The following is a 12,505-nucleotide window of genomic DNA, read 5'->3' as shown; positions in this document are numbered from 1 at the left end:
TGCACCAGTTGATGCATCAACACTGTACGGGGATCACTTCCTTCACATGATCCGCCATTTGCTCCGGTTGGGCGCGGGCCGTTCGGGGCGGTGGCGCCCTATAGTCGCGTCATGACCAGCCCAGCCACGGACGGCGAGCAGCTCCCCTCCGACGACCCCGCACGCATGGTCGCCGAGGCGCGCCGGGCGTTCTTCGTGATGTTCGGCCTGCTCTGTTCGGTGTGGGCGCTGCAGCTCGTCAACTGGATCGACGACTACCGCCTCACGCTCGACTTCGGCATCCGGGCCCAGCGCGTAGACCGGCTGCCGGACGTGCTCTCCGCGCCCTTCCTGCACGTGAACTGGCAGCACCTGGAGGGCAATTCCGGTCCGCTGTTCGTCTTCGGGTTCCTCGCCGCGTACCGCGGGGTCAAGAAGTTCGTCGGGCTGACCCTGCTGGTGGCGCTGACCAGCGGTGCCGCGGTCTGGCTCTTCGAGCGGGACACGGTGGTCACGGTCGGCGCGAGCGGTGTGATCTACGGGTACTTCGGGTACGTCGTGCTGCGCGGCCTGATCGACCGGAATCTGATCGACAGCCTCATCGGCCTCGTGATGGGCGCCTCCTTCGCGTACATCCTCACCACGGCGGTGCCGGGCACTCCCGGGGTCAGCTGGCTGGCGCACCTGGGCGGGCTGGTCGGCGGTCTGGCGGGGGCCTGGCTCTTCCGTGACCGGGGCCGGACCGGTGGCCGCGGCCCGGCTGCCCGGTCGGGGCCGTCGGCGCTGTCCCTCCGGTCGGCCCGCTCCGCCGGTGCCGCGGTGCCCGGTCAGTCGGCGACCCCCGCGACCTCGGCGGACAGCTCCCGGGCGGCCCTGCTCAAGGAGCTCGACGACCTCGGGCTGTGACCCTCGGGGCCCGGACGGCTCCCCGCCGTCCGGTCGCCCGTCGTTCGGCCGCCCGCCGGTCTCCGGCCGTGGGAGGATCGGAGCGTCATGGCTGCCATCACCTCCCCTCCGTCGCCCGCCACCCCCTCGCCCGCCGCACCGCCCGCGGCACCCGGCGCCGCACCGCCGACCACATGGCACGGCGAGCTGCACGCGACGGTCCTCGACTGGTACGGGGCCAACGCCCGCGACCTCCCCTGGCGGACGGCGTCCGCCTCGCCGTGGGCGGTGATGGTCAGCGAGTTCATGCTCCAGCAGACCCCGGTGAAGCGGGTGCTGCCCGCGTACGCCGCCTGGCTGGAGCGCTGGCCCACCCCGGCGGACCTGGCCGCGGACGCTCCCGGCGAGGCCGTCCGGATGTGGGGCCGCCTCGGCTACCCGCGCCGGGCCCTGCGGCTGCACGCCGCGGCCGTGGCGATCACCGAGCAGCACGGCGGCCGGGTGCCGGACGACCACGCCGCCCTGCTCGCCCTGCCCGGGGTCGGGGAGTACACGGCGGCGGCCGTCGCCTCCTTCGCCTTCCGGCAGCGGCACGTCGTGCTGGACACCAACGTCCGCCGGGTCTTCGCCCGCGCGGTGACCGGGGTGGAGTACCCGGCGCAGGCGACCACCGCGGCCGAGCGGCGCACGGCCGCCGAGTACCTGCCGGCCACCCCCGAGACGGCGGCCACCTGGGCGGTCGCGGTGATGGAACTGGGAGCGCTGGTCTGCACGGCCCGTGGCCCGGAGTGCGGGGCCTGCCCGCTGTTCGACCGCTGCGCCTGGCAGCGCGCCGGCCGCCCGCCGTACGAGGGCCCGGCGCGCCGCGGGCAGACGTACGAGGGCACCGACCGGCAGGCCCGCGGGCGGCTGCTCGCGGTGCTGCGGGACGCGCATGGCGAGGTGCCGCAGGCCCGGCTCGACGAGGTCTGGCCGGACGCCGTCCAGCGGGCCCGGGCGTTGGACGGACTCGTCGCCGACGGTCTGGTGGAGCCGGTCGCCCAGGGGGTCTACCGGCTGCCGCGCTGATCGGGTACCGCCTCAGTGGCAGAGGACTCGGGGGCGGAGGCCCCAGGGTCCGATGACGGCGAGGGCCCGCCCGGTCACCACGACCGGGCGGGCCCTCGCCGTTGCACCGGCCCCGGGTTGCCCCGGGGCCGCGGTGATGCTGCGGATCAGACCGCTTCGAGCTGCGGCTCGGCCTTCTCGCCGGAGCCTGAGCCGCGCAGCGCCACCTCGCGCAGGAAGAGCGCGGCGGCGACGGCGACCAGGCTGATCACCGCACCCCACAGGAAGACGGTGTGGATGCCGTTGGAGACCGCGTGGTGGTAGGCGTCCTGGACGCGCGGGTCCAGCTTGCGCAGCGCTTCCGGGCTCATCGAGCTCAGGCTGCCCTTGCCGCCGCCCTTGGCCGCACCGGCCGCGCCGAGGCGGTCCTTCATGGTCGAGGTGACCCGGCTGGTGAAGATCGCGCCGAACAGCGCGACACCGAACGAGCCGCCGATGGTGCGGAACAGGGTCGCGGTGGACGAGGCGACGCCCATGTCCTTCAGCTCGACGCTGTTCTGCGCGACCAGCATGGTGACCTGCATCAGGAAGCCCATGCCGGCGCCGAGCACGATCATGTAGCAGGCCGAGGTGAAGCGGCTGGTGTCGGTGCCGAGGGTGGAGAGCAGCAGCGAGCCGCCCGCCATCACCGCGGTGCCGATGATCGGGTAGATGCGGTACTTGCCGGTCTTGGTGATGGCCTGGCCGACCACCAGCGAGATCACCAGCATGCCGAACATCATCGGCATCAGCAGCAGGCCGGAGTTGGTCGCCGAGGCGCCCTGGACGGTCTGCTGGTACAGCGGGAGGAAGGTGACCGCGCCGAACATCGCGAAACCGACGATGAAGCCGATCACCGAGACGGCCGCGAAGTTGCGGTTCTTGAAGAGGCCGAGCGGGAGCATCGGCTCCTCGACCCGCTGCTCGACGTAGCAGAAGCCGATCAGGGTGGCGGCGGCGAGTGCGCCCAGGCCCAGGATCTCCTTGGAGCCCCAGGCGTACTGCTGGCCGCCCCAGGTGGTGATCAGCACGAGCGAGGTGATGCCGACGGTGAGCAGCAGCGCGCCCAGGTAGTCGATCTTCGCCTTGGTGCGGACCTTCGGCAGGTGCAGGGTCACCACGACGACGGCGAGCGCGACGATGCCGAGCGGCAGGTTGATGTAGAACGTCCAGTGCCAGGACAGGTGGTCGGTGATGAAGCCGCCGATGAGCGGGCCGCCGATGGTCGCGAGCGCCATCACGGCGGCGAACATGCCCTGGTACTTGCCGCGGTCGCGCGGCGGGATGAGCGCACCCATGATCGACATCACGCCGACCATCAGACCGCCGGCGCCGAGGCCCTGGACGGCGCGGAAGGCGATCAGCTGGCCCATGGTCTGGGACAGGCCGGAGAGCGCGGAGCCCACCAGGAAGATCACGATCGAGGTGAGGAAGGTGCCCTTGCGGCCGAGCAGGTCGCCGAGCTTGCCCCAGATCGGGGTGGAGGCGGCGGTCGCCAGGGTGTAGGCGGTGACCACCCACGACAGGTGCTCGGCGCCGCCGAGGTCGCCGACGATGGTGGGCATCGCGGTGCCGACGATCAGGTTGTCGAGCATGGCCAGCAGCATGGTGACCACGAGCCCGACCATCACCAGGCGGATCTCGCGCGGTGAGCGCGGGGCGGGTTCGGTGGGGTCCTGGGCGGCCGCGGGTTCGTCCGCGGCGGCCTCGACCTGCTGTTGTGACATGGTGCGTCTCCCCGGAGAGCAGAGCTCGGCCGCGTGTCCCGCGGCTCACTTACTTGACGACCGGCTAGTGAATCGTCGCTCGGCACGGTAAGTTGTTACCCAGCCGGGCGTCAAGCCGGTTTCGGAGACAGGCCCGCGGGCAGCGACGACGCGCCCCGGGTGCGCCCCCGGGCCGGTGCGCACCCGCCACCCCATCTCGCCAGTCACGAGGCAGGCCAGCCAGCGATGAGTACGACGCAGAGCCCCCGTAGCGACACCCGCGCGCGGATCGTCGAGGTGGCCTTGGAGCTCTTCGCGTCACAGGGCTACGAGAAGACCTCGCTGCGGGAGATCGCGGACCGCCTCGGCGTGACCAAGGCCGCGCTGTACTACCACTTCAAGACCAAGGACGACATCGTCCACGGCATCGTCGAGACGATGTCCGCCCCCATCGACGACACCATCGCCTGGGGCGAGGGCAAGCCGTGGTCCCCCGAACTGCGGGACGAACTGGTCCGCCGGTTCGCGGCCGGCATGGTCGAGCGCGCGCCGCTGCTCCGCTTCTTCCACGAGAACCAGCCGGCGCTCCGCGAGTCGCCCGCCGGCCTGGAGTTCAAGCAGCGGATGCTGGCGATGATCCGCCTCGTCCAGGGCCCGAACGCCGACTTCCGGGACCGGCTGCGCGCCACCATGACGCTCTTCTCGATCCACTCGGCGCTCTTCCTGCTCAAGCAGGACGAGCAGCCCGAGGAGGGCCAGGACCCCTGCGCCGCGGGCCGGGTGGAGAACATCGCCGAGGCCGTCGAGGCCGCCCTGGACGTCGCCCTGGAGATCGCCTCCCGGATCGAGCCGGCTGGCGCCTGAGCCGGCCGCAGGGGCGCCCGGTCGTCCGGACGTCCCTGCCCTGTTGCACTCGGTGGCGCGGCTCAGAAGTTGGTCGCGCCGTGCGCGCTCAGGTACGCGATCGGGTCGATCACGGCGCCGTACCGGTTGGCGGTGCGGATCTCGAAGTGCAGGTGCGGCCCGGTCGAGTTGCCGGTGCTGCCGGACAGGCCGACCCGGTCGCCGGCGTGCACGTGCTGGCCGGCGTGCACGGCGAGCTTCGACATGTGCGCGTACTGGGCGAAGTGGCCGTCCGAGAGCTTCAGCACGACCTGGTTGCCGTAGGCGCCCGCCCAGCCGGCGGAGACCACGGTGGCGTCGCCGACGGAGACCAGCGGGGTGCCGGTGCGCACCGCGAAGTCCACACCGGTGTGGAAACCGGCCGCGTAGCTGTGGTTGATCCGGTGGTACGGGTTGCTGGTCGGCGCGCCGGGCGCCGGCGAGGACCAGCCGGGCGCGGACTGCTGCTGCGGCGCCGGGGCGGCCGGCTGCTGCGGCTGGGCCTGCTGGGGGGCCTGCTGCTGGGGCTGGGCGGCCGGCTGGGCGGGCTGCGGCTGCTCGGCCGGCGCCAGGTTGTGCGCGACCCCCACGGCGTCCTGTGCGGACGCGGAGCGGGGCTGCTTGTAGGTGCTCGGCTCGCCGACCTGGACGAGGCGCTCCTCCTGGTGCGGCGCTGCTGCCGCGGTGAACACCGAGCTGCCGGGGATGGTCGGCCGGACGGTGGTCTGCGCCGCGGCGTGCCCCGGCATCAGCAGCGCGCCCAGCGCCAGCGCGGCGACACCGCCGGAGGCCACCGTGGCCCGGTGCTTGCGCAGTCCGGCCGCGTCCAGGCGGAAGCCGCCGGAGAGCACGGAGGACGTCGCGGAGCGGGACTGAAGGGTGTCGGCGGCGGAACGGGCGAGCCGGCGGGCGGCGTCGGAGAGCGTGCGCATGGGGGAGACCTCGCAGAAGGGGGCAGTGCTCCAGCGGAGCCTCGGGGCTCCCTGAGCGGGGACTCCTCCGGTGTAATCGCTCGCCCGCCGCGCCCCAAACGGTGTGACCTACGACGGCCCGTCGTAACCGCCGCCCGCCCGCGCACCCCCGGCCGCCACCGACTGGCCCCGGGCGCCCGGCCTGCTACTACGCTCGCTCGTACCGGGGGTGGCCCTGTGACCATCGCCACCGGGTTACCCCTGATGCCTCCCGGCCAATCGTGAGCCGGGTCACGCCCGGCTGGGCGGATCGCGCCTGCCGGTCCGCACCGAGCGGCGGCACGGTGCGGGCGGCGCGGGCGGTGCGGCCCGGCCCGTCGGGCGGCCGCCCCGCGGCGTGGGCGAAGATCGTGGGGTGACGAACGACTTCCAGCAACGGCGCTTCGCCGCCTACCGCTCCGCCGGCCGGCTGCTCTCCGGCACTCGGCCGCAGTCTCTCCGGGAAGGACTGGCGGCGCTCGCCGACGGCCCGGATCCCGGCTACGACCTCGACCAGCGGCCCGACGTCTACGGCGACGGCGTGGTGCGCGCCCTGGAGGAGCGGGTCGCCGCCCTGCTCGGCCTGCCGGACGCGGCCTTCTTCCCGACCGGCACGATGGCCCAGCAGGTCGCCCTGCGGTACTGGGCGGACCGGACCGGCAGCCGGGTCGTGGCGATGCACCCGCTCGCCCACCCGGAGGTGCACGAGCGGCGCGCCCTGACCCGGCTCACCGGGCTGCACACCGTCTGGCCGACCGCTGAGCCCCGGCTGCCCACGCCGGACGAACTGCGCTCCTGTGAAGAGCACTTCGGCACGGTGGCGCTGGAACTCCCGCTGCGCGACGCGGGCTTCGTCCTGCCGACCTGGTCCGAACTGACAGCGACGGTCGGCGCGGCTCGCGAACTCGGCGCCCGGGTCCACCTCGACGGTGCGCGGCTGTGGGAGTCCACGCCCCACCTCGGCCACTCCCTGCCGGAGATCTGCGCGCTCGCCGACTCGGTCTACGTGTCCTGCTACAAGACCCTCGGCGGTCTCAGCGGGGCACTGCTCGCCGGTGACGGGGCGTTCGTCCGCGAGGCCCGGGTGTGGCGCCACCGCTACGGCGGCCAGATCTTCCGGCAGTGGCCTGCCGCCCTCAGTGCGCTCGCCGGTCTGGAGCGAGAACTCCCGCTGCTGGAGGGATATGTGACGCACGCGCGGGAGATCGCAGCGGCGCTGGCCACGATCCCCGGCGCACGGGTCAACCCGTCGCCCCCGCACACCCACCAGTTCCAGCTGTGGCTGCCGTACGGTGCCGACGCGCTGGCCGAGGCGGGCCTGCGGCTCGCCGAGGAGCAGGGCCTGGCCCTGTTCGGCCACTGGGCGCCCTCCGCCGTGCCCGGCCGGTCGATGACCGAGGTCACCGTCGCGGGCCCGGCGACGGAGTGGAGCGGCGACGAGGTGGTCGAGGCCGTGACCGCCCTCCTGGCCCTGCTCAAGCCCTAGCCGGACGCGCACCGGCCCGGCTCCCCGCAGGGGAGCCGGGCCGGTGCACCGTCAGATGTGCGTCATCCGATGGAGGGTCAGAAGGTCGGCCTCACCATGAGGATGGCCTCCAGGTTGTTCGAGCTGTTCCACAGCACGTCGATCGCGGTACGGGTGTCCGGGACCTTCACGCTGCTGAACGGGGTCGAAGCGTCCCAGTACGACTTGTTGTGGTCGTCGAAGGTGCTGACGCCACGCGCGGCCGGGATCTTGGTGAGCACGTCGGCCCGGTGCAGGGACAGACCGTCGGTGCGGTCCAGGCCGAACGGCGAGTCGTAGCCCTGCAGGCGCGAGCGCATGAGGGTGCCGTCGGTCCACTTCAGCGGGGTCGGGTGCGAGTCGATCGGGAGGATCAGACCGGCGCCCGGGTGACCGGTGACGTTGTTGTCGGACTGCGAGGTGTCCCACAGCCAGATCAGGATGCCGTTCTGGTTCTGGTAGTGGTCGACCCAGTTCGGACGGGTGGTGGAGCCGAAGACGTACGGACCGGTCTTCAGCGTGGTGTCGTAGGACACGTACTGACGGTTCTCGGCGATGTAGTACTGGGCGTACTCGTTGGAGAACTTGCCCGCGATGCGCGAGAAGCCGGTGGCCGTCCAGCCGTTGTCACCCTGCTCGGCGTCGTCGGAGAACAGCGCGGAGCCGTCGGCGGTGACCGCGATGTTGTCCAGCGCGAGGCCCTTGAGGTGCAGGCCGCCGTCGGTGGTGTAGTGGAAGCGGACCTTGACGGCCTTGCCGGCGTAGGCGTTCAGCGGGTAGGAGACGTCGCCCCACTTGCCGCCCGAGTTGCCGGTGAGGGCCGGCGCGTTGGCGCCGTCCTTCTGCAGCGCGGTGCCGTTGAAGGTGCCGTCGAGCGCGGTCCAGTGGGCGCCGCCGTCGGTGGAGACCTCGGCGTAGCCGTAGTCGTAGTCCTGCTCGATGTCGTACCAGGCCTTGGCGGTCAGCGTGGCCGCCGACTTGCCGGTCAGGTCGACGTCGCGCACCAGCGAGACGTTGAGGTTGTCGGCGCTGCCGCTCCACCACTCGTTGGCACCCGCGTACGGGGTGTTGATCTCGGTGGTGACGGTCTTCTTCGGCAGGTCGACCACGACGGCCTGCGGCCGCTTGGTGTTGTACTCGGCCGGGCCCACCAGGTGGAAGGAGAGCTTGTTGGCGGTGGCCTTGTCGTAGTTGAGCCAGCCGAGCTGCAGCTTGCTCCACGCGTCGAGGTCGCCCGGCTTGTCGCCGATCGAGTTCTTGCCGTCGCCGAGCCAGGAACCGGACGACATCAGCGACCAGAAGCCGACCGAGTTGTCGTCGGCACCGGTGGTGTCGTACAGGTCCGGCAGACCGAGGTCGTGGCCGTACTCGTGGGCGAAGACGCCGAGGCCGCCGTTCTCCGGCTGCATGGTGTAGTCGCCGACCCAGATGCCGCTGGTGCCGACCGGGGTGCCGCCGAGCTTGTTGTTGTCCGGGCCGGTCTTGCCGGCCTGGGCGCCGTACACGTAGCTGCGGTGGGCCCAGAGCGCGTCGGTGCCCTGGACGCCGCCGCCGGCGGACTGGTCCTCACCGGCGTGCACGATCTGGAAGTGGTCGATGTAACCGTCGGGCTCGTTGAAGTTGCCGTCGTGGTCGTAGTCGTACCGGTCCCACTGGTCGTACTGCGCGATGGTGGCCTTGATCTGGGCGTCCGTCTGGCCCTTGGCCTTCTGGTCGGCGACCCAGGCGTTGATGCCGTCGCGGATCAGGTCCTGCGCGTTGTTGCAGACGTGGGCGCCGCAGTAGTCCGAGCCGTAACGGGCCTCGTTCCACGGCACCCGCACCCAGTCGGTGACCTGGCCGTCGACCGAGTAGCGGCCCGAGGACTGCTTCTCGTAGAAGGTCTTCAGCGAGTCGCCGGTCTTCGAGAAGTACAGGTCCTGGTAGTGCTGCTGGTTGTAATCGGCCTGCCAGGCGGTCGAGTTGTTCGTCGCGGCGTCCGGCTTGGCGATCTGGTTGTGCGCCGGGCCGGGCTGGCCGCCGTACTTGACCTTGCCGTCGGGCGTCGTGGTGGTGTTGTCCACCTGGTCGCCGAAGTCGACGAGGATGGTGAAGATCTTGTCCGTGCGCTCGCGGGCGAGCTCCACGTACTTGTCACGGCCGAGCTTCACCGAGGTGCTGCTGCCGTGCTTCTCGATCTTGGCGGTGCCGGCGAGCAGCTGCTCGGTGGCAGCCTTCTGCTCGGCGTCGACCTTCTCGGTCAGCGGGCCCGGCAGGTTGTGCTCGACCTTGCCGGCCTGTACGTCGGCCGGGTCGTGCGAGACGGGGGCCGGCGTGGCGGCGGTGGCCGTCCCGGGCAGCAGACCCGCGCCGAGCGCGGCCGTGACCGCGATGGCAGCAGTGGCCGCAGCGGCCCTCATGGATATCTTCAACGTGGTGACGTCCTCCCCTTACCGGCACGTGCTCTTGGCGCGGCCGGTGAACCAATGAAAGACAGGTGGACGACATTTGATCCAAGAGCGGGTAAAAAAGAAAGACCTTGACCATGCATGATCACGACGCTATCCTCCAGGGCTTCGTGATCAACTGACGGTCGGTCAATAGTAATGGTAGGGCCTGGGGTTGGGCCATCCATCGCATCCGTACAGCCCCGTGCGTCGCACCACGCCTGGGCCATACCCCGGCAGATCACAGGTCATGGATGTCTAAACAGTTTTCAAACTGAAAAGGCCTCGGCCCCGGCGAATCGCCGGGGCCGAGGCCTTTCTGGTTACTGCGGGTTACTTCGTGAGGTCCGGGCCGGGCGAACCGACCGCGGCCGGAGTGTCCGCCACCGGGGACTTCTCCTCGCCCCGGAAGGTGAACTTGGCTTCCTTGCCCTCGCCCTCGGTGCCGACGACCACGATGTGGCCGGCGCGCAGCTCGCCGAAGAGGATCTTCTCGGAGAGGTGGTCCTCGATCTCGCGCTGGATCGTCCGGCGCAGCGGCCGGGCGCCCAGCAGCGGGTCGTAGCCCTTCTTCGCGAGGAGCTTCTTGGCCTCGATGCTGAGCTCCAGGCCCATGTCGCGGTCCTTCAGGCGGCCGTCCACCTTGGCGATCATGAGGTCGACGATCTGGATGATGTCTTCCTCGGACAGCTGGTGGAAGACGACGATGTCGTCGACGCGGTTCAGGAACTCGGGGCGGAAGTGCTGCTTGAGCTCCTCGCTGACCTTGGCCTTCATCCGCTCGTACCCGCTGGCGGCGTCGCCCGTGGCGGCGAAGCCCAGGTTGAAGCCCTTCGAGATGTCCCGGGTGCCGAGGTTGGTGGTCATGATGATGACCGTGTTCTTGAAGTCGACCACGCGGCCCTGGGAGTCGGTCAGGCGACCGTCCTCCAGGATCTGCAGCAGCGAGTTGAAGATGTCCGGGTGGGCCTTCTCGACCTCGTCGAAGAGGACGACCGAGAACGGCTTGCGGCGCACCTTCTCGGTGAGCTGGCCGCCCTCCTCGTAGCCGACGTAGCCGGGCGGGGAGCCGAACAGCCGGGAGACGGTGTGCTTCTCCGAGAACTCCGACATGTCGAGGGCGATCAGCGCGTCCTCGTCGCCGAACAGGAACTCCGCCAGCGTCTTGGACAGCTCGGTCTTACCGACGCCGGACGGGCCGGCGAAGATGAACGAGCCGCCGGGTCGCTTCGGGTCCTTGAGGCCCGCACGGGTGCGCCGGATGGCCTGGGAGAGCGCCTTGATGGCGTCCTTCTGGCCGATGACGCGCTTGTGCAGCTCGTCCTCCATGCGCAGCAGGCGGGAGGACTCCTCCTCGGTCAGCTTGAAGACCGGGATGCCGGTGGCGGTGGCCAGGACCTCGGCGATGAGCTCCTCGTCGACCTCGGCCACGACGTCCATGTCGCCGGCCTTCCACTCCTTCTCCCGCTTGGCCTTCGCGGTGAGCAGCTGCTTCTCGTCGTCGCGCAGCGAGGCGGCCTTCTCGAAGTCCTGCGCGTCGATCGCGCTCTCCTTCTCGCGGCGGACCTCGGCGATCTTCTCGTCGAACTCGCGCAGGTCCGGCGGCGCGGTCATCCGGCGGATGCGCATCCGGGAGCCGGCCTCGTCGATCAGGTCGATCGCCTTGTCCGGCAGGAAGCGGTCCGAGATGTACCGGTCGGCCAGGGTGGCGGCGGCGACCAGGGCGGCGTCGGTGATCGAGACCCGGTGGTGCGCCTCGTACCGGTCGCGCAGGCCCTTGAGGATCTCGATGGTGTGCGGCAGCGACGGCTCGGCGACCTGGATCGGCTGGAAGCGGCGCTCCAGCGCGGCGTCCTTCTCCAGGTGCTTGCGGTACTCGTCGAGCGTGGTGGCACCGATGGTCTGCAGCTCGCCGCGGGCCAGCATCGGCTTGAGGATGCTGGCTGCGTCGATCGCGCCCTCGGCGGCGCCCGCGCCGACCAGGGTGTGCAGCTCGTCGATGAACAGGATGATGTCGCCGCGGGTGCGGATCTCCTTGAGCACCTTCTTCAGGCGCTCCTCGAAGTCACCGCGGTAGCGGGAGCCCGCGACCAGGGCGCCGAGGTCCAGCGTGTAGAGCTGCTTGTCCTTCAGCGTCTCCGGGACCTCGCCCTTGACGATCGCCTGGGCCAGGCCCTCGACGACGGCGGTCTTGCCGACGCCGGGCTCACCGATCAGCACGGGGTTGTTCTTGGTGCGGCGGGACAGCACCTGCATGACCCGCTCGATCTCCTTCTCGCGCCCGATCACCGGGTCGAGCTTGGCCTCGCGGGCGGCCTGGGTGAGGTTCCGGCCGAACTGGTCGAGGACCAGCGAGGTGGAGGGTGCCCTCGGCGGGGCCGCCGGCCGTGGCCGACTCCTTGCCGCCGCCGGAGTACCCGGAGAGCAGCTGGATGACCTGCTGGCGCACCCGGTTCAGATCGGCGCCCAGCTTCACCAGGACCTGGGCGGCGACGCCCTCGCCCTCGCGGATCAGGCCGAGCAGGATGTGCTCGGTGCCGATGTAGTTGTGTCCGAGCTGGAGGGCCTCGCGGAGCGAGAGCTCCAGGACCTTCTTCGCCCGGGGGTGAAGGGGATGTGGCCGGACGGGGCCTGCTGGCCCTGACCGATGATCTCCTCGACCTGCTGCCGGACCGCCTCGAGCGAGATCCCGAGGCTCTCCAGGGCCTTGGCGGCGACACCTTCACCCTCGTGGATCAGGCCCAGGAGGATGTGCTCGGTGCCGATGTAGTTGTGGTTGAGCATCCGGGCTTCTTCCTGAGCCAGGACGACAACCCGCCGCGCGCGGTCGGTGAACCTTTCGAACATCGTTTTCGCTCCTCAGAGCGGTCGGCCAGTTCGGGGTCCGTCCCCGCCCTGTCCTTCCGCATGCTAGTCCCGCTCAGCGGCGCGGCCCACGGACAAGCCCCACTCGCGTGGGGACTTCATGCTGCGCGACCAGCCGACACCAATCCCAACCTGATGCTGGGAGTCGGTGTTCCCACAGGGGGCCCCGATGCACCGGATATCCGCTACGCCAACGGCGAACAAGCACCCGATGCCGGAGGC

General features: G+C 70.8%; 10 protein-coding genes. 4 read left to right on the top strand and 6 right to left on the bottom strand.

Going from position 1 to position 12,505, the window contains the following annotated elements:
* Positions 1 to 111 precede the first annotated feature (111 nt).
* Complete coding sequence (locus ABEB13_RS18910) at positions 112 to 885, top strand: rhomboid family intramembrane serine protease (protein ID WP_345706435.1); 774 nt, start codon at positions 112 to 114, stop codon at positions 883 to 885.
* A gap of 87 nt (positions 886 to 972) precedes the next feature.
* The gene (locus tag ABEB13_RS18905; RefSeq protein ID WP_345706434.1) at positions 973 to 1,932 is read left to right on the top strand and encodes an HhH-GPD family protein; all 960 of its coding nucleotides are present in this window, start codon (positions 973 to 975) and stop codon (positions 1,930 to 1,932) included.
* A gap of 146 nt (positions 1,933 to 2,078) precedes the next feature.
* Here the strand turns inward: ABEB13_RS18905 and ABEB13_RS18900 are convergent, their stop codons facing one another.
* Complete coding sequence (locus ABEB13_RS18900) at positions 2,079 to 3,677, bottom strand: MDR family MFS transporter (protein WP_345706433.1); 1,599 nt, start codon at positions 3,675 to 3,677, stop codon at positions 2,079 to 2,081.
* 225 nt (positions 3,678 to 3,902) lie between these two features.
* Here ABEB13_RS18900 and ABEB13_RS18895 point away from each other — a divergent pair, with 225 nt between their 5' ends.
* On the top strand, positions 3,903 to 4,520 hold the full coding sequence (locus ABEB13_RS18895) for a TetR/AcrR family transcriptional regulator (RefSeq protein ID WP_345706432.1): 618 nt from the start codon (positions 3,903 to 3,905) through the stop codon (positions 4,518 to 4,520).
* Between the two features lie 62 nt (positions 4,521 to 4,582).
* On the opposite strand, the gene ABEB13_RS18890 is transcribed toward ABEB13_RS18895, so the two are convergent.
* Positions 4,583 to 5,470, bottom strand: coding sequence for a M23 family metallopeptidase (locus tag ABEB13_RS18890; protein ID WP_345706431.1), 888 nt, complete (start codon positions 5,468 to 5,470; stop codon positions 4,583 to 4,585).
* Positions 5,471 to 5,864: 394 nt separating this feature from the next.
* On the opposite strand from ABEB13_RS18890, the gene ABEB13_RS18885 reads away from it, so the two are divergent.
* Positions 5,865 to 6,974: a threonine aldolase family protein gene (locus tag ABEB13_RS18885; RefSeq protein WP_345706430.1), complete on the top strand. Its 1,110-nt coding sequence runs from the start codon at positions 5,865 to 5,867 to the stop codon at positions 6,972 to 6,974.
* A gap of 77 nt (positions 6,975 to 7,051) precedes the next feature.
* Here ABEB13_RS18885 and ABEB13_RS18880 read toward each other — a convergent pair whose 3' ends face one another.
* The 4 genes from ABEB13_RS18880 to ABEB13_RS41115 all read right to left on the bottom strand — a co-directional run bounded on the left by ABEB13_RS18880 (position 7,052) and on the right by ABEB13_RS41115 (position 12,265).
* Positions 7,052 to 9,391, bottom strand: coding sequence for an immune inhibitor A domain-containing protein (locus ABEB13_RS18880; RefSeq protein ID WP_345706429.1), 2,340 nt, complete (start codon positions 9,389 to 9,391; stop codon positions 7,052 to 7,054).
* A 360-nt stretch (positions 9,392 to 9,751) separates the two neighbouring features.
* Entirely contained in the window at positions 9,752 to 11,707 is a 1,956-nt protein-coding gene (locus ABEB13_RS18875) for an ATP-dependent Clp protease ATP-binding subunit (RefSeq protein ID WP_486335366.1), read from the bottom strand.
* Positions 11,625 to 12,005: a Clp protease N-terminal domain-containing protein gene (locus ABEB13_RS41120; protein WP_486335371.1), complete on the bottom strand. Its 381-nt coding sequence runs from the start codon at positions 12,003 to 12,005 to the stop codon at positions 11,625 to 11,627. The genes ABEB13_RS18875 and ABEB13_RS41120 overlap by 83 nt, the downstream gene beginning before the upstream one ends.
* Positions 11,930 to 12,265: a Clp protease N-terminal domain-containing protein gene (locus tag ABEB13_RS41115; RefSeq protein ID WP_486335365.1), complete on the bottom strand. Its 336-nt coding sequence runs from the start codon at positions 12,263 to 12,265 to the stop codon at positions 11,930 to 11,932. Before ABEB13_RS41115 ends, ABEB13_RS41120 begins: the two co-directional genes overlap by 76 nt.
* Between the last annotated feature and the right edge of the window lie 240 nt (positions 12,266 to 12,505).

The sequence above is a fragment of the Kitasatospora paranensis genome, from assembly GCF_039544005.1.
GTDB classification, from domain to species: domain Bacteria; phylum Actinomycetota; class Actinomycetes; order Streptomycetales; family Streptomycetaceae; genus Kitasatospora; species Kitasatospora paranensis.
This window is presented reverse-complemented; position numbering and strand designations above follow the sequence as displayed.

Coding starts and splice junctions, on each gene's coding strand:
- ABEB13_RS41115 (WP_486335365.1), bottom strand. CDS start 12,265: ATGTTCGAAAGGTTCACCGACCGCGCGCGGCGGGTTGTCGTCCTGGCT.
- ABEB13_RS18890 (WP_345706431.1), bottom strand. CDS start 5,470: ATGCGCACGCTCTCCGACGCCGCCCGCCGGCTCGCCCGTTCCGCCGCC.
- ABEB13_RS18910 (WP_345706435.1), top strand. CDS start 112: ATGACCAGCCCAGCCACGGACGGCGAGCAGCTCCCCTCCGACGACCCC.
- ABEB13_RS18905 (WP_345706434.1), top strand. CDS start 973: ATGGCTGCCATCACCTCCCCTCCGTCGCCCGCCACCCCCTCGCCCGCC.
- ABEB13_RS18895 (WP_345706432.1), top strand. CDS start 3,903: ATGAGTACGACGCAGAGCCCCCGTAGCGACACCCGCGCGCGGATCGTC.
- ABEB13_RS18900 (WP_345706433.1), bottom strand. CDS start 3,677: ATGTCACAACAGCAGGTCGAGGCCGCCGCGGACGAACCCGCGGCCGCC.
- ABEB13_RS18880 (WP_345706429.1), bottom strand. CDS start 9,391: ATGAGGGCCGCTGCGGCCACTGCTGCCATCGCGGTCACGGCCGCGCTC.